General features: G+C 43.5%; 11 protein-coding genes and 1 pseudogene. 6 read left to right on the top strand and 6 right to left on the bottom strand.

The window, feature by feature from the left end:
- The coding region (locus tag ED652_RS17805; protein WP_122055667.1) for an IS110 family transposase at window positions 1-938 on the bottom strand (938 nt) is incomplete at its 3' end.
- 54 nt (window positions 939-992) lie between these two features.
- Here ED652_RS17805 and ED652_RS23795 point away from each other — a divergent pair.
- From ED652_RS23795 to ED652_RS17795, 3 genes are all read left to right on the top strand, one after another.
- Window positions 993-1,151: a hypothetical protein gene (locus ED652_RS23795; RefSeq protein ID WP_162929958.1), complete on the top strand. Its 159-nt coding sequence runs from the start codon at window positions 993-995 to the stop codon at window positions 1,149-1,151.
- A 239-nt stretch (window positions 1,152-1,390) separates the two neighbouring features.
- Window positions 1,391-2,539, top strand: a complete 1,149-nt coding sequence (gene yiaY / locus ED652_RS17800; protein ID WP_009845589.1) for an L-threonine dehydrogenase — start codon at window positions 1,391-1,393, stop codon at window positions 2,537-2,539.
- Window positions 2,540-2,756: 217 nt separating this feature from the next.
- Window positions 2,757-3,680, top strand: a complete 924-nt coding sequence (locus ED652_RS17795) for a hypothetical protein (RefSeq protein WP_017111844.1) — start codon at window positions 2,757-2,759, stop codon at window positions 3,678-3,680.
- A gap of 123 nt (window positions 3,681-3,803) precedes the next feature.
- On the opposite strand, the gene ED652_RS17790 is transcribed toward ED652_RS17795, so the two are convergent.
- Together ED652_RS17790 and ED652_RS24035 are read right to left on the bottom strand one after the other, a co-directional pair.
- Window positions 3,804-5,366 carry a PAS domain-containing methyl-accepting chemotaxis protein gene (locus ED652_RS17790; protein WP_122055666.1) on the bottom strand — a complete coding sequence of 521 codons (1,563 nt, stop codon included), beginning with the start codon at window positions 5,364-5,366 and terminating at the stop codon, window positions 3,804-3,806.
- A gap of 187 nt (window positions 5,367-5,553) precedes the next feature.
- A pseudogene (locus ED652_RS24035) lies at window positions 5,554-5,646 on the bottom strand (ArsR family transcriptional regulator); the annotation flags it as partial.
- Window positions 5,647-6,193: 547 nt separating this feature from the next.
- On the opposite strand from ED652_RS24035, the gene ED652_RS17780 reads away from it, so the two are divergent.
- Both ED652_RS17780 and ED652_RS17775 read left to right on the top strand, forming a co-directional pair.
- Window positions 6,194-6,529: a hypothetical protein gene (locus ED652_RS17780; RefSeq protein ID WP_122055665.1), complete on the top strand. Its 336-nt coding sequence runs from the start codon at window positions 6,194-6,196 to the stop codon at window positions 6,527-6,529.
- Between the two features lie 55 nt (window positions 6,530-6,584).
- On the top strand, window positions 6,585-9,341 hold the full coding sequence (locus ED652_RS17775; RefSeq protein WP_122055664.1) for an immune inhibitor A domain-containing protein: 2,757 nt from the start codon (window positions 6,585-6,587) through the stop codon (window positions 9,339-9,341).
- Between the two features lie 240 nt (window positions 9,342-9,581).
- Here the strand turns inward: ED652_RS17775 and ED652_RS17770 are convergent, their stop codons facing one another.
- On the bottom strand, window positions 9,582-10,757 hold the full coding sequence (locus ED652_RS17770; protein WP_254051717.1) for an MFS transporter: 1,176 nt from the start codon (window positions 10,755-10,757) through the stop codon (window positions 9,582-9,584).
- Window positions 10,758-11,038: 281 nt separating this feature from the next.
- On the opposite strand from ED652_RS17770, the gene ED652_RS17765 reads away from it, so the two are divergent.
- On the top strand, window positions 11,039-11,929 hold the full coding sequence (locus ED652_RS17765; RefSeq protein WP_122055662.1) for a LysR family transcriptional regulator: 891 nt from the start codon (window positions 11,039-11,041) through the stop codon (window positions 11,927-11,929).
- Window positions 11,930-12,028: 99 nt separating this feature from the next.
- Here the strand turns inward: ED652_RS17765 and ED652_RS17760 are convergent, their stop codons facing one another.
- Window positions 12,029-16,999, bottom strand: a complete 4,971-nt coding sequence (locus ED652_RS17760; RefSeq protein WP_122055661.1) for a transporter substrate-binding domain-containing protein — start codon at window positions 16,997-16,999, stop codon at window positions 12,029-12,031.
- Entirely contained in the window at window positions 16,992-18,017 is a 1,026-nt protein-coding gene (locus tag ED652_RS17755; RefSeq protein ID WP_065111338.1) for a two-component system response regulator, read from the bottom strand. Before ED652_RS17755 ends, ED652_RS17760 begins: the two co-directional genes overlap by 8 nt.
- Window positions 18,018-18,133 lie beyond the last annotated feature (116 nt).

Genomic DNA, 18,133 nt, shown 5'->3' with positions numbered 1-18,133 from the left:
TTTTTAAAACCAATACGTTCAATTATTTTTTTAAGCCAAGCATCTTTTTGAGTTATCGGTATTTCAGGCAACCTTCCAACATAAGACATGGCACCGAGATAAAGTAGAGAGCGTAGCTCTTTGACGCCACCACACTTATCAATGCCGATCATGAACACTTTGCCACCAGAACTATGTTGTTTAGGAGTGAGACCAACGAATGCAGAAGCTTGTCTACCGTTCTTGAACTGCTTTCCATCACCAAGGGTTGTATAAAGCATTGCAGCTGTAACTTCGCCAACTCCTTCGATTGCCATCAGTCTCTGGCATGGCTCTATTTGGCGAGTTAACGCATTCTTTTCTTTTTCGAATGCTATGAGCTTCGATTTTAGCTGTTTGTACTGCTCCCACAGCATAGATAAAACAGACACTACATTAGCGGGTATTTCTGTCTCTCCATCTAAAACAGTTTGAACAGAAGCCTTCAAACCTTTTTCACCTTTTGGATTAGCAACACCGTATCCTAAAATTGTTCCTCGAATGTGCTGTCCTAAAGAAACAACACTGCGAGATAAGAAACGACGACTACTCTCTAAAGATTGCATAGATTGTTGTTCAAGCGATTTTGGGCGACTGCATTTGATACCTATTTGTATCGCGGCATTAGCAATGGCCAGAGCGTCGTTGTGATCAGTTTTATGACCTTCAAGGTATCCTTTTACTTTTTTGGGATTGATGATCCGTACTTCATGTCCAAATCTTTCAGCTAACTGTCCCCAATAATGACAACCACAGCAACCTTCCATGGCGACAATAGAAGGTTTTGCCTTAGCAAGAAATTCCTTCATTTTTTGTCGGCTTAACGGTTTGTTGGAAAGCAATTCACCATGAACACTGATATGGCAGGCTTGAAGCACATTTTTTGCTAGGTCGATAGCGATAACATTTTTAGTCAACATATTGGAACCCTCGGTTTTTTCTCACTATCCTAAGTCTAGATTGCTAAGGAGGGAGTGGATTCCATACATCATGTTAAGTATTATGATGAAGAACCAGAAGACACCTCTAACGCCTTAGATACCGATGAGTCCCAACAACCTCAAATTGAAGCTAACGATGACTCACGCAAACCATCGACACAAACTGAACTTGAACCGACGTTGAGTGAATAGCCTTTACTTTTCATGATTATGGAGCGCCATTCTGTTCTTAAATCAATCAATCGTTCGCTTTCCATTACTGACAATAAACACATAAGAAAACCATAAAAACGATTGCTATATGAGCCCTATCACAACGAATAATCACAAAGTGGTAGTTCGGAATCAAAGTTGTTCCAGATCAATGGTCGACCAGTTGATTGCCGACAACATGTAGGAAATTAAAAAATCATAATTAACGGAGTTTTCCAATGTCTACTGCATTTTACATCCCTACAATCAACTTCATGGGTACTGGCTGTCTGAAGGATGCTGCTGATAGCATTCAGTCTCAAGGCTTCAAAAAAGGTCTTATCGTAACGGATAAGATCCTTAACCAAATTGGCGTAGTTAAGCAGGTACAGGACCTCCTTAGCCAGCGTGGCGTAGACGCAGTTGTATTCGACGGCACTCAACCAAACCCAACTATTACTAACGTTAACGATGGTCTTGAATTACTGACTGACAACGATTGTGATTTCGTTGTTTCTCTGGGTGGCGGTTCTCCACATGACTGTGCAAAAGGTATCGCTCTGGTTGCCTCTAATGGCGGCAAGATTGCAGATTACGAAGGCGTAGACCAGTCTGAAAAGCCAATGATGCCATTGATTGCCATCAACACCACAGCAGGTACAGCTTCTGAAATGACGCGTTTCTGCATCATCACTGATGAAGCTCGTCACATTAAAATGGCTATCGTTGATAAGCACACAACACCACTTATCTCAGTAAACGATCCTGAGTTGATGCTTGCTAAACCTGCATCATTAACTGCTGCAACTGGCATGGATGCGTTGACACACGCAATCGAAGCTTACGTTTCTATCGCAGCAACGCCAATCACAGACGCAGTAGCGATTAAAGCAATTGAACTTGTGCAAGCACACCTAAGAACAGCCGTAGCGCACGGTGAAGACATTGAAGCTCGTGAGCAAATGGCTTACGCGCAGTTCATGGCTGGCATGGCATTCAACAATGCTTCTCTTGGTTATGTTCATGCAATGGCGCACCAACTGGGTGGTTTCTACGACCTTCCACACGGTGTATGTAACGCTATCTTGCTACCACACGTTCAACGCTACAACGCGCAAGTTTGTCCAGAGCGTCTACGTGATGTTGCAAAAGCGATGGGTGTGAATGTTGAAGGTATGACAGCAGAGCAAGGCGCAGAAGCAGCTATCAACGCGATTGTTCAACTAGCAAATGACGTGAACATCCCAACAGGTATTGCTCAACTTGGTGCTAAATTGGAAGACATCCCGACTCTGTCTGACAACGCACTAAAAGACGCTTGTGGTTTTACTAACCCTAAACAAGCGACTCACGAAGAAATCTCAGCGATCTTCGAAGCGGCAATGTAATCTAGCGACAAGTTATTCGAGCTAAAAACAAATAGCTAACACAAACGGGCTCACCTTCTGAGCCCGTTTTTTTTATCTGTCCAATCCCTTTCAAATATTTCTCTTCCCTACTCCCAAGAGCCGTTAATCACTAGCTGCTCACCACTAAAAAGTCGCATTGTTGCGATCGCTTGGTTATAGTCAAACTATTGATATATAGAATGACAAACAGGTTCCATTGAGTCGTTGGATAGTTAGCACCTCATTATTAGCTTCACTCGTTGCCCATTCCGCTCAAGCAGAGGAACAAAATGAGTGCCACAGTCAGCCGCTAGAAGACGCCCCTGTCGAAAAAGCCTACCACTACCTAAACAGTAAATTTTGCCAACCCGCATTATGGTTTGACAGTTTCTTTGTCGATGACCGCATTACCGAAGATGCTCGAGCCGGCACCTCCGTGCGTTGGTACAACGATTTTATCTATTCCGAAGGTGGCGATGTTGATTACTCAACCAAGCTCAACGCACGCTTGCACCTGCCTTTTGTGAGTAAACGACTGAAGTTAATCTATGAATCGGTTGGCGATGAAGAGTTTTTAGATTTCTTTCCGCAAGATTCAGAGGAATTAGAGAGCGCACTCGGCCTACGTTACGATGCTTATGCCAAGGGTTACAGTAGCTTCAATATTAAAGCGACACTGCGCCCACGTATTGAAGCTCGTTATCGCTTTACCTACCCTCTCACTACCGATGCCGTATTCAGGCTGACCCAACGTGTGTATCAAGAAAAGCAAGAAACTGGCGAGATCACCGATATCGATTTTGATCTTTCTTTGAGTGATGACTTCTTAGCGCGATGGTCGAACTTTGCAGGTTATAACGACGACCTTAAAGGCTGGGAGTACGGGACGGGACTGACTTTGTATCACTATCTTTCTCAAGACCAAGCTCTGCAATACAGCGCGACGATTACAGCAACCAGCGAGCCGTATAACCACTACGAATACTCACAGGTGTCGATAACCTACCGAGAAAACGTTTGGAAAGAGTGGCTGTTCTACGAATTGATTCCGCGCTATCAATGGGAACGAGAGCCCTATGAGAAACATACCGAAGAAGCCAACATCACTCTTAGGCTTGAAGTCTTGTTCAACAATGTCTAGTGGAACAGTATCTAGTGAGTGTTTGTGAGATTTGGGCATCGTGAGATAGGAAACGAGGCACAAAAAAGCCCTGGCAATTTCGCAAGGCTTTCTCTTATTGATCATTTAGCTAAAATGTAACCGCTATTTCTCTTCGAAACGCTTCGCCAATTGATAGAATTCATTCACTTGCTCTTTGAGCTCTTTCGAATGATCTTTAACTGAATGAGTCGCCACTAGGTTTTGCTCGGCGGTTGACGCGATAGACTGCATATGAAGGTTTACATCACTCGATAGCTGACGCTGTTTATGTGCAGAGCTTTCAACCGACTGCATTAACTCGTTCATTGATTGCATTAAAGTTTCGACTTCAGACAAGCGCTCTGAACTCACCTTCGCCACATCACCACACGCATCCGTTTGTTCTCTGTTAGCCAAAATATCTTTCTGCCAACCTTCAATCGTTGTCAGCATGGTATCAATGCTTTCTTTGATTTGAATCGTCGCCTTAGATGTGCGACCTGATAACGCACGCACTTCATCCGCAACCACGGCAAAGCCACGTCCTTGCTCACCCGCTCTCGCCGCTTCAATCGCTGCGTTCAATGCCAATAGATTGGTTTGCTCGGCAATGCCACCGATCTCTTCCATTATCTTACTGACACTTTGCGCTTGGTCACTCAGTTGATACGTCGTGTGTGTTGCTTTCTCAGCCTGTGAAGCCAAGCTTTCAAGGTTAAGGTGTGTTTGATTAATACTCTCTTTCGCACCCGCACAGGTTTGCAGAGTAACGTCGACAATTTGATGCGCTTCTTCGGTACGAGATGACACTTCATTCGCCGTCACCTCCACTTCTTCCGTTGCTTCACGAACTTGAAGTATGTCTTTAGTCTGTTGATCTAAAGCATCTGAAACTTGGTAAGAAGTCGCGTTAAGATTGTCGGCTAAATCTTGTAACGGCTTAGCTGAATCAGTCATACGGCCTAACACTGTTCTGATTCGAGCAGACAGCAACTTCAAATGGAAATCGGCGATAGAGAACTTACTATTACCGGAGTAGACGAGACGACTCACACTGTCGAATTTCGACTGCAACTTTTTAAGCTGTAAAGGCGTATCAACAAGCTCTTGTCTGAATAAGAGTGCCAACGCAGAAACAGGAAGTAAGCTTAGTAACCATCGCGACATTTGCCCTACTTCAACGAGATTTGAAATCAGAGGCGCAACCAAAGAGCCTAACAACACCGCATAACGAACACTGTCACTGATCTGTAATGACCATTGACGACCCGACTTCTCTGCTTTCAATAAACTTTGGTAAGCCTTATCCGCCACTTGTACCCATTCGTTTTTTGGCTTAACACGAACAGACTGATAGCCACTCACCTTCCCGCCATCGTAGATAGGGGTAACGTAAGCATCAACCCAGTAGTAACCACCGGATTGGGTTTTATTTTTTACGATACCGCGCCACGCTTTACCTTGCTTTAGATTAACCCACATATCAGCGAAAGCCGCTTTCGGCATATCGTTATGCCTGACGATATTGTGGTGTTGCCCTAGTAATTCTTGTTGGCTGTATTCTGCTATGCGACAAAAAGCATCATTGCTGTAAGTAATCACGCCTTTAAGGTCTGTAGTGGACACGAGTTGTTCGTTTTCGCTTAGAAGCGTTTCACGAGATTGAGAAGATGAGCTGACAGTCATTTATATTAACTTTTGTTAATTATTGTTTTAGGCGAGGAATATATACAATTATTAAAGTTATGACAAAATGTGAACGTCACATTTTGTGTAAATGCCTGCTATTTATACAAAAATACGCTCGACACCTCACAAAGCTCAACGCTTCACGCTTCTTCTCAAATCAACATTTATAAATCACCTAAGTTACCTACAGTTTAAATCTCATGGTTCTCATTGAAACAGAGGTATGGAATGTACGAATGTTTAAATCTTTGCACAGCACTCATTCAACAAAGCCTTTAGTAAGCTTGGATGTCTTAACCATGGCAATCCTCTACTCAACCATAAGTAAATCGCTAACGCGTACACGAACTAAAAAGCCTAAACACGGGCTCTTTTTCTTATCTGATAACTCCATTTGATCGAGCTATTGTGAAATCTGTTCTCTTGAAGCACTTTAAATCGCGCTTAATAGCCTAATTATTGATATTTCGAGTGAAAATAATTTCAGCATGGTTATTTACTAAACACTCAATTATTACATTCATTTTTTTAACACCGACAATAAAACATTTGTTTGATTAATTATAACCCCACACCTTACATAAAGCGCTCTGAAGCATAATAACCATTTACCCAATAATGATATCAAATATTAAAACTATCAGCTATTAATGCGCCCAACCTTACTAAATAACTGACAATAAAATAAATAACCATCCTTATTTGATATTAACTGTTAATGTTGAAACCGGAACGAATAATGATTTGTAATAATTATTCATTTGATTGGTTAATTTTATAAATATATTTTGTTACATAATCAAAACTGATGGCTTGATATAAGAATGTCAAACAAAACAATGGCTTTAATGGTTCTAATTTTTTCCTCACTGTCACAGGCTTCCACTATTGAGAACGACGAACTATTGCTGAAGTCACTGATTGAGCGAGGCGTTATCTGTCCTGGCTTAACCTATGAAGGCAATCAAAAAGCTTTGCGTATCTATCTCAACGCTAAAAAAGTAAAGAGCACTCAGTTTGATTCAAAAAATAGAAAAGAGACAACCAATACAAAAGAAATAGAAAATATAAAAGAGATAGAAAGTACGAAACATACAGCAAACACACGTCAGTTAAATAAGACACCACAAGAGTGTATTAGGCCAGACTCGGACAACTGATTCGAATAAGGCAGTTGATACTGATATCGACATGGAAACATAGAAAGGAAATATAATGAAAATGATGAGAAAAACTTTGTTAGCTTCAGCAATGCTTACTCTATTTAGCGTCAGTAGTTATGCAAAAACACCTATTGATTTAGGCGTTGTTAATGAAGACAAACTTATTGAAATGCTAGTTAGACAAGGCTTAGTCGACCAAGATGCAACCGATGTGGCAAAACACGACGCACTTGACCGTTACTTAAAAAATAAGATCAATTCCGGTTTTAAAGGCGACGCTCAATTCGGTAAAAAAGCACTTAAGCAACGAGCGAAAATACTCAAAACCATCGAAAAAGGGTCTGGCGTTAAAAAAGCGAGCGTATTTGCTTTAGAGCTCGGCACCAAGCGTACCGATAAAGTACTCGCTCTATTGGTCGATTTCCCTGATTTGAACTGGGATGACAACAAGCTGACCGAAGAGCACACCCAAATGCTCTACGAGAGCTACAACCCAGAACATTATCAAGAGTTGTTGTTTTCAAACTCTGGCTACACTGGGCCCAACGGCGAAAACCTAATCTCGATGCGTCAATATTACCAAAGCGAATCTGGTGATAGTTACAGCGTTGCGGGCCAAGCTGCAGGTTGGTATCGCGCCTCTAAACCTGCGTCATTTTATGGTGGCAACTCCCCGACGACCGACAACGATCTCAACGCGCAAGAACTGGTTCGTGAAGCTCTAAATCAATTGGCTCAAGATCCGAGTATCAACCTAGCCGATTACGATATTGAAGATCGTTACGATTACGACGGTGACGGAAACTTCCGTGAACCCGATGGTGTGATTGATCACCTAATGGTGTTCCACGCATCTGTGGGTGAAGAAGCCGGTGGTGGCGTATTAGGCCCTGATGCGATTTGGTCTCACCGATTCAACCTTGGTCGTACACATGTGCTTGAAGGTACCTCCAGTTCTCTTCCAGACCGCTTTAACGGCCAATACGCGGCATTTGATTACACCATTCAGCCTATTGATGCCGCAGCTGGTGTATGTGCTCACGAGTATGGCCATGATTTAGGTCTGCCAGACGAGTACGACACGCAATACACTGGCAAAGGTGAACCTGTCTCTTATTGGTCAATCATGTCTTCAGGTAGCTGGGCTGGTCAAATTGGTGGTACACAACCAACAGCATTCAGCTCTTGGGCAAAACACTTCTTACAAAAATCGATTGGCGGTCGATGGATTAACGATGATCAAATCTCGATTGATGACCTAGAAGACAACCCACAGGTTTATACGCTGTTCCAAACAACGGATAACAGCCGTCCGAACATGATTAAAGTGGATCTTCCAGAAAAACAGATCGAAGGTTTAAAACCGTTTGCTGGTGAGTATTCGTTCCATTCACAAAAAGGCGATGACCTGAAAAACAGCATGACACGCAAGTTGGTGATTCCAGCCGGCGATTCTGCACTGCTTTCGTTCAAAACTTGGTATGAAATTGAGAAAGATTACGACTTTGCACGCGTACTCGTGAATGGACAAGCCATCGCAGGCAACATCACCTCAATGGATGACCCGTACAATACTGGCCTCGTTCCTGCTATTGGCGGCGAATCTGGCGGTTGGATTGACGCTGAGTTCGACGTTTCACAATGGGTAGGCCAAGAAGTGGAGCTTTCGTTTGAGTACGTCACCGATGGTGGCTTAGCGATGGAAGGTTTCTATTTGGATAACCTCAGTGTGGTCGTTGATGGTGAAATCACCTCAATAGACGATGGTGAGAGCAGCTCCACCTTCGCCCTAAATGGCTACAAGCTGAGTAATGGATTCCACCAAGCACAGCACTACTACCTGCTGCAATGGCGCAGCCACATGGACGTTGATGAAGGTCTAGCCAACATCAAACGCATGGGTCAACTGATCTCATTCGATCCGGGTTTAATCATTTGGTACGTAGACGAGTCGTTGACTGATAATTGGGTAGGCAAACACCCAGGTGAAGGTTGGTTAGGTGTGGTCGATGCCGACCAAAATGCCATGACTTGGGAAAAATCCGGTGAAGTCGCTCAAACTCGTTACCAAGTTCGTGATGCGGCGTTTTCACTCAAAGATCATACTCCAATGCGTCTTGTGAACAGCGACGATGATGTACTTGAAGATACCAGTTTGATTGGCAATGCTAGCTTCTCTGACGACCAAGATTACACGTCTCCACAAGCGCCTGATTCAGGACGTATCCTGACGGAATTTGGCTTAGCCGTTGATATTTTGAATCAGAGTAATGACAACGAATACGGTGTGGTGCGCTTATCTAAAGTAAGCCAACACAACGTCGCCCCTACTGCGAACTTCGAACTCAATGTCACTGGCCTGAACGTGTCTACACGTAACTTCAGTTCTGACCAAGATGGCGAGATCACCAGTTATCTATGGGACTTTGGCAATGGCACAACAAGTAACGAAGTGGCACCAACTTGGTCTTACGATCAAGCCGGTGAATACACGGTGAGCTTGACTGTTGTTGACGACAAAGGTGCTACCGATTCGTTCAGCTCCGTAGTGAGTGTTGAATCTCCAAACGCTCTACCAGAGGCAAGTGCGAAGTACATCCACTTAGGTCGTTGGGTAACCATGTGGTCAACAAGTTCAGACAGTGATGGTCGTATTGTTGATACCGAGTGGACACTTCCTAATGGAAAGGTGAAACGAGGTCGCACATTCACTTCTATCTTCCCTTCATACGGAAAACACGAGGTGACACTGAAAATAATCGATGACCAAGGCGGGATTACGACTAAGACTATTACTGTCGACCTGTAAGTCGCTCGAACCTCAAGTCATTGAAATAAGTACGTAGCCAATAATGTGCGTACTGATAAACCCAGCTTAAGTACTGTTGTCACAGGATATAAGCCAAGACAGCAGTTTTAAGAAAACGTTATTATTTAAGCCATAAGCAAAAGCCCTACCAATTTGGTAGGGCTTTTTATTTTTAGCAGTTCGAGATAATAGCGCTTTAATTCCGGTAACGGATTTGCTGAACCACTATTCGATGAACCATTACACAGGCTGCTTTTGAATTCGTGACTTACGCGCACTGAATGCAAACAACAAAATTACGGCCAAAACGAACGGTAAAACGTAAACATTAAGGTTTTGCCAGCCTACTGTTGACTCTAACCAACCAGACAGTAGCGCCGTGACAGTCACACAACCAAACACCACAAATTCATTGAACGCTTGTGCCTTGGCTTTGTTTTGAGCTTGATACGACTGGCTAAATAAACCTGTTGCAGCGATGAACATAAAGTTCCAACCCACACCAAGCACAACCAAAGCCGCCCTGAAGTGCCAAATGGATACGCCATGGATATTGATGGCAATACTCACCACAAATAACACACCACCCGCAAGGATCATCATCCTTGAGCCGAACTTCTCGATGAGGGAGCCCGTAAAGAATGCAGGTACAAACATACCCAATACGTGCCACTCAATGACACCAGCGGCCTTAGTAAAATCGAATCCGCAACCAATCATCGCCAATGGCGTTGCCGTCATCAAAATGTTCATTACGGCGTAAGCAACCATGGCCGCAAACACAGCGCCAATAAAGTTCGGCGCTTTAACGACCGCACTTAAAGGGTCGGATTTAGGAGCCTGACTATTAAAAGAGACCTTAGGAAACTGAATTGTTTGTAACAAGGCCAAAGCTAAGATGTTTAAGCCGATCAGCGAAGCAAAAGCACCGATGTACAAGCCATCTGCTGACCATTGCTGAGACATAATCGCTAAGTTAGGCCCAAGTACCGCCGCCAATACTCCACCAGCCATTGATATTGAAATCGCACGGTGGCGGGCATTTTCGTCACACACTTCGATAGCCGCGAAACGATAAAGCGTACCAAAACCAATACCTATCCCAAGCAAAAACGTGGCGAAACAAAACAGATAGAAATGTTGCTGAGATAAAGCGTAAGTTGCAAGACTTGCTCCGGTAATGCCAACCACATTACCGATACTAAACCCTCGTTTTCGTCCTAATTTTCCTGAAATTAAAGAAGCAGGAATGGTGGCTGCCATTAAGCCTAAAAACTGCAGCGCAACAGGCAAAGTAATCATGCTGACACTGGGTGCAATCTGTTTGCCTATCAAGCCAATCACCGAAATCAGTAATATGTTGCCCGTCATCAACAAGGCCTGACACAGTGAGAGCAGCCAAACATTTCTATTCATCTTCGTTCCTAAATATGAGCACAGTTGGTCACTAGACCAAAAATCCAACAAAGTCGCAACACTTTGTTACGTGTGATGAACTCAAGTAAATGACCATTCGCTTAATACCTCGAACAATATTCCACCAATGATGCTTTGATCTTCGTTGCTTTACGCTCTAGAGTTGAAATTATCATTACTTAAGAGAATAATAATTTTTTGTTATTCAGAAGCTTTGTTGTTTATAGGCTCTGTTACTTATAAGCCTTTTTATCCATAGGCGTTAGCATTTAAAGGTGAGTATGATTAATCCACTTTGGCTCAATACATTTAAGACTCTGGTTGAAGTTGGTCATTTCACCCAAACTGCAGAAAAGCTGTATATGACACAGCCTGGCGTCAGCCAGCACATCAAAAAGCTTGAGCAAGCTTGTAACTGTGACTTGTTATCGAGAGAAAATAAGAGTTTCGAACTGACCGAACAAGGTCGGATTATGTATCGCTACGCTCTTAAACTGGAAAAAGACCAAGAAGATTTATTCGAATCTCTGAGTTTCGACAATCCTTATTCTGGGCAATGTCATCTATCCTGTTCGGGTTCACTCTCTTTGCGTCTGTATCCCAAGCTTCTTGAACTGCAGCAGCAACATCAAGACCTGAGTATCAACCTAGAAGCAGCACCGAACAAAAAGATATTGAACGACCTAATCCAAGGCACCACCGATATTGGAATCGTCAGACATTCACCCAATGACAGCTATTATCAGAGCCAAGTTATTGGTAATGAGGCGCTGTGCTTAATCGTCCATCATAGTCTTGCTGACTTAAAGATTACCCCTGAAGCGCTGCACAATATCGGCCTCATAGCCCATCCAGACTCTGCTCATTACCTGTCTTTGTATTTTGACCTATGCGGAGATAAAGACTTAGCGAACATCAACATCAATGAAATACCGAAGTCTGGCTACATTAATCAACTTCACCAAATTCTATTACCCGTATCAAAAGGGCTTGGGTTCACCGTGTTACCTGCAGGGGCTGTCGAAAACTTTCCAGACAGAGATAAGCTGCACGTTGTGACACCTAAAGTGAAGGTTGAAGAAACACTGTATTTGGTTCAGAAAAGAAATCGAAAACTTCCGCACAGATACAACACCCTTATCGATCTCATCAAACAACACGTCAGTAATTAATCCGAGACACAGAAAGAAATAAAGCCTTTAGCTAGTTCGTTATTTCGCAGCAAGAGCTAAAGGCTTTAATGTTGTTGAAGTGATATTTACAAAAGACAGCTACTCAGAAGCGCCAAGCCTGTCTTTGGCTCGTTCAAAGTCGTAATTGTCTAACGCACTTCTAATATCTTTAAGAACAACAGAGTGTGGATACTGTGCCAACAACTCAGTCACGTATTGAGTTGCATCGTTATCGTAAGCATCTAGCAGCGAAAACAACTGAGCACGCTGCTCTTGAGTGATATTAGGAGAATTCGATGCATCAACGCTTCTCACCTCAGTTTCTTGGGTACATGCCGTTTCAACACCTTCAGCACCCAACGTATCAAAGCTGCTCTCAACCGCCTGAATCAATTCGATTAACCCAAGCTCAGCTTGTTTAAGATCCTGCTCATCACACGCCTTGTTATGCGCTTTGTTTTCAAGACCACCGAGTTGTTCAGCCAATTGCAACCCGCCAATAGAAGCCGCCATGCTTTTTAACGTATGTAGATTCCGCTCTAACGTCACCCATTCATCTTGCATTAGGTTGTCGAAGGTTTCCGACATAATGTCAGGTGCACTTTGGCAGAATCTACCAAGCATCTTCTCTTGCAGTTTCACATCATGATGAGTCAGCTGACCGAACCTTGGCAATGAGAAAACAGGGAGAACCATCAGAGCATCAGAGCTTAATGTCAAACTGTTAGAGCAGCTGTTTTGTATCGAGCCTGAAGGCGACTCTGCTGACGCTTTACCTTCAACCAAAACCTCTGGCACGATGTATTTCGTAATCAAAGAAGTGGCTTTATCGATGATAATTGGCTTATCCAAGAAGTCCGTGACTCCAGCCTCTCGCGCTCGCTGTTTCGCATCAGCAAACACATTGGCCGACATCGCAATAATTGGTACATCTTTATTAAACTCACGAATCAAACGTGTAGCTTCGAAACCATCCATGATCGGCATTTGCAGATCCATAAAGATCATCTCGTATTCGTTGCTTTGAGCTAACTCCAGTGCCTCTTTTCCATTCTCTGCCAAATCGGCATTCAGCTTAGAGCGGGTGAAGAATGCCAAAGCTAAATCTTGATTTAACTCATTATCTTCAACGAGCAATACCCTTTGCCCTTTGAACTCTATCTGGTAATCCAGTTGCAGCTCTTGGGCTTTAAACTCTGCCAATTCTTCAACACTTGATCTTGGCAATTTTAGAACAAACGAAAACTCGCTGCCTTGCCCGAAAACACTCTCAACACTAATTTGGCCACCCATTGCATGAACCAATTTCTGGCTAATATTGAGTCCTAACCCTGTGCCACCGAATCGGCGCGTAGTTGTACTATCGGCTTGGCTAAATGCTTCAAAGAGCTTGTGTAGATTCTCATCAGAAATGCCTATGCCAGTATCGGCCACCATCACCTTCATAGTCAGGCTGTTATCATCTGATTCAACAAGGGCTACAGTTAGCGAGACAGTGCCAGTTTCCGTAAACTTAATCGCATTACCAACAAGGTTAAGTATTACTTGGAACAGCCTTAATGGGTCGCCGCGCAGGGGAGTGTCTAACTCAGGGTCAATCGACATCGACAAGTCGAGTTGCTTTTCAGCCGCTTTCGACTCCATAAGGTCAATTACATCTTGGAAGGTCGCTAACGAATTGAATGGGATACTGTCGATAAACAACTGCCCTGCTTCAATTTTAGAAAAATCGAGGATGTCGTTGATGATGCTTAATAGTGAATGCCCAGAGCGATGCACTTTTTCAACATAGTTTTTCGCAACCGGATTTGCGATTTCTCCGATAGCGAGATAAGACAGGCCAATAATCGCATTCATTGGCGTTCTAATTTCGTGGCTCATGTTAGCCAAGAATTCAGACTTCGCTTGGCTTGCGAGATCGGCTCTCTGTTTCTCTTCTTCAAGTTGCTCGTTAAGACGTTTCATTTCAGAAATATCGAACGCCCAAAACAGCGTGGCTATCTCGCCATCTAGCTCAAACAAATAGTAACTGACTAGAGCGACAAACCGTGTTCCATCAGACCTTCTCAGCACTAACTCTTTGTTGACGACCTTTCCATTGAGTTTAAGCTCTCTATGTAATTCATCACGAGCAGATAAAGAATCATGAATGGCAGCCACGTCAATTGAAGAAAGTTCCTTGTCTTCCACCCCAAACAGGCGTTTTGCAGTGTCATTGGCATAACGAACCTGCTCCTCAAACACCACTGCTGCGGCAATCGGGGAGCTATTGAGCATGTTGTAGAGCTGATCCTGAGCCTTCTTAAGTGCTTCTGTCGCATCATTGGCAATATTTATCTGCTTGGCGAGTTTTCGATTCCAGAAAACGATAAGTAGAACGATCACCAAAGCAAAACCTGAAATGGTATAAACCAATTCATAATCGACTCTTTCTATCGCTTTTGGCGCTGCCCACTTCGCCGATATCTTTTGGTGTTCTTCAGCAGAAATACTCTCAATCGCCTTATTCACAATCGAATAAAGCAAAGGTTCAGATTTGATGACATGTAAGGTGGGTGAAAGGAAAAAATCGAGTCGTCCGACAATTCCAATCTCTCGATGACCAAATGAATCAATGAGGTAATTGAGGACATCAACAGTATCGATCATGCCGTCTAAGACCCCATCATCTAGCCTGTTCAGCCCATCAGCCGTTGAATCAACCAGCACCCACTCAACTTTTGGGTATTTCCCCAATATCGCATCAGTGTTTGCGGCATTTTTCAAAATACCAATTTTCCATCCAACCGCTTCTTCTAATACTAAGCTAGTGACATCTCGCCTTGATGCGATCGCCAAGCGGCTCGAAAACAAGCTTTGTGCTGCTCTAACGTTGTCTCCTAACGAACGATTCTCTTGAGCTGCAGAGACCAATTCCACTTCATGATGATCAACCAAGCTTCGGGTCTCAGACCAACTCGCCACGTCTACATGGTTGATGCTTAACCCTGTTCTCTGCTCAATGAGCGTTAGATAGTCGTCAATCATTCCGATGTATTCACCGGTATTGGATACTGCTTCATAAGGCAGCGAATTCGGATCGATACCTATCCGCACATCCGGATTATCTTTAATCCACTTCCTCTCTTTTTGGCTTAGGTTTAAGATCTCTCCCGTCAGATCATTGGTTTGGTAAACATCGGCGATATAGCGTTTCGCCGAATCACCGAATGAACTGAATTGTTCGACGGATGGAAAATAAACATGGTTCCGCTCTAACGACTTAACATCAAAGTAGAAAGTCATCGAACCAGAGTTGGTACTCCCTCCCTTTGTTCGATAATTCGCCATCTTGGTAACTGATGAAAAATGAGAGGTGTTTTTCTTCTCTCCGTATTCATCAACTAGGTTGCCGATATACCAAGATTTGATCGGGCGATTATTGTTATCCGCTTGTGCGGTGATCACCTGAAACGACCTATCCGTGTCGAAAATTTCAAACACTTCCGTCAACTCTTCAAAGCGGTCATTGACGATAAAATACGCGGATATTTGCGCGATTATATTCGCTTTTTTAAGGACTTGGCTTAAATCGCTCTGAACCTGCATCTCGATAATTTGATTTAAACCATCATCGGCCTGTTTAAGCTTTTTAATCGCGGCATTGAAGCTGTCTCTGATTTCTTCATTCTTAAAGTCAACATAGATCGGATACTCAGCCTTATACTCGTCATGTAACGTTAGCTCTGCCATTTCGATAAAACGAGTATTGGTGATAAACCACTCCAGCACTCTGCGTTCAACCATTAACAGGTCAATATTTTGAGCCCTCAATTGTGAGAATGCCGATTCGAGACCTTCATAATCTTCGACACGCTCGATGTCTAACTTACCCTTCAGTATTTCAACAGAATTTTTGATTGGAGAGGTCTCGTCAAAGAGTAACGCCCCTAGTGACAAGTCTTTCTGGGACTTGAGGTTAAGTTTGCGGCGAGTCAGCGAAACCGGAACAAACTCAACATTAAGAACGTTATCACTTAAAAAGTGCGTATTGGGGTCATCAAACTGAACGCCAGAAACAAAGGCAATAGAATTGTTATTATCTATGGCTTTGCGAGCTGCGCTAGGAGGAAGAGTGACAACGTCACCCAGCTTGTATCCCATATCATTAAGAGCACGCTGAAGAATGTCGTGTTCTAGCCCGACCGCAGTGCTGTCTGGGTACATATACGGAGGGTTACCAAAACCGAACACGCCTTTTAATGGCACTCGATAAGGAGAGCTATCTAGCCACTTTGATAGAATTTGGTTCTTGTTGTTAACGTCGAAGGTTTCAACCTGTTTGTTGATTAGCGTCAACAGCTCTGGTTCATCGGTACGAATCACCATTGATGCTTCTAACCTTTTCCAATGCTCCAAAACATAATTGACCGCGAGATCATGCACGCCAATTTTTTTCGCAAGATCCATGGTAGTGATCGGCTCACCGACTATGCCTTCGACATCGCCAGCCCCTAACGCACGTACTGCATCAATAACGTTATCAAAATCCACTCGCTCAATAGCGCTCAATTGGACACCGGCTCGCTCCAAGTCGATATTTTCATTAACCATCGCGATGCGGCGCTTTTGAGTTTGGTCGATGTTGGTATCTATTTTGTTGTCGATGGGAACAATCACTGCGACCTGATAAGGAATATAGGGATCACTCGCAAGAAAACGGCCACCTTCACTTGGGTCAAACTGTTGAAATGGGAATACATCGCCTCGCCCGTCGACTAACGCGGCTTTAGCCTCGACACGCGAGTTGACTGTGACAAACCGAACATGAACACCAAAACGCTGTTCAAGATCCAATGTCCAATCTTTGATGATCCCAGAAACCTGCCCATCATCGTCGATAAATGAGTAAGGATAATGGTTGGCCAAGACAACAAAAGTTACCGTTGGTTGATTTCCCAACCACTGATTTAACTCAGTATCTGTTACCTCAGCAGCATTCGTAGGTCGCATTAGCAGCGGCCACACCACAAGTGTAATGACCAGAAAAACAACCAAACGATTTAGCGACGACATGAAGCGATCACTCATCTTTAAATTGCTCTTTAATACTTAAGATTTGAGATAGGTTTTCAAACAGTAACTCTACAATTTTGGGGTCAAAGTGTTTGCCTTTTTGTTCTTCAAACAAGCTCAGTGCCTCATCAACACTCCACGCTTTTTTGTACGGTCTCTCTGCTGTGAGAGCATCAAATACGTCAGCCACCGCGGCAATACGCCCTACCAAAGGAATGTCTTCACCCGCGATCTGGTTTGGGTAACCGCTGCCATCCCATTTTTCGTGATGATATTGCGCCACCTGAATCGCCATACGCATCAGTTTGGAATCACTCTGCCTGCCAAGTATCTCAACACCATATTCTACATGCTTCTGCATGATGGTCCACTCGTCGGCGTCCAGTTTACCCGGCTTGAGTAACACGCTATCGGGAATACCAATCTTGCCAATATCATGCATCGGAGCCGCGTCACGCAGAGTTTCAGCGTCTTCGTCTGTCATGCCTAATGCCTTGGCTAAAATTTCGCAATAATGACTCATACGCATCACGTGCATACCCGTTTCATTATCTTTGAATTCAGCCGCCCTACCCAATATGTTCAGCGTCTCTAGCTTTCCTAGATTGATCTCTTGGGTTTTCTCTTTTACCTGACTAAACAACGCGCGTTGTTGGTCATAAAGTGCTATATGCGTTTTCACACGCTGGAGTGCAATTGCAGGGGTTATCGGCTTGGTTAGGTAATCGACAGCCCCCAAGGAGAGCCCTTTTACTTCGGCTTCAGGTCCAATTTTGGCAGTCACGAAGATAATGGGAATATGCGCGGTATTGGGTTGTTCTTTGAGCTGTCTGCAAACTTCATAACCATCAATATCTGGCATCATGATATCGAGGAGAATGAGGTCTGGCTGAGGCACCATCTTGGCTATCTTGATGCCAATGGTACCGTTAATTGCGACTTTGACTTGATAGGTATCTTTAAGTATTGCAGTCAACACATCCAAATTGCTTGGGGTGTCATCCACGACTAACACTATGGGTTTACGACTCATTGATACCTCGTATAAAAATCAAACAGTTATAACCATAGTGTAGAACGATTTTTAGAGGTTAATCAGAAAAAATAGCAATTGTTTTTTGAAAGTGAAGAGTAGATCTTCGAGTGACA

The organism is Vibrio sp. Evd11, from assembly GCF_900382755.1.
Taxonomy (GTDB): domain Bacteria; phylum Pseudomonadota; class Gammaproteobacteria; order Enterobacterales; family Vibrionaceae; genus Vibrio; species Vibrio lentus.
Note: the sequence above shows the minus strand (reverse complement) of the source record. Positions and strands in the feature narration are given on the sequence as shown.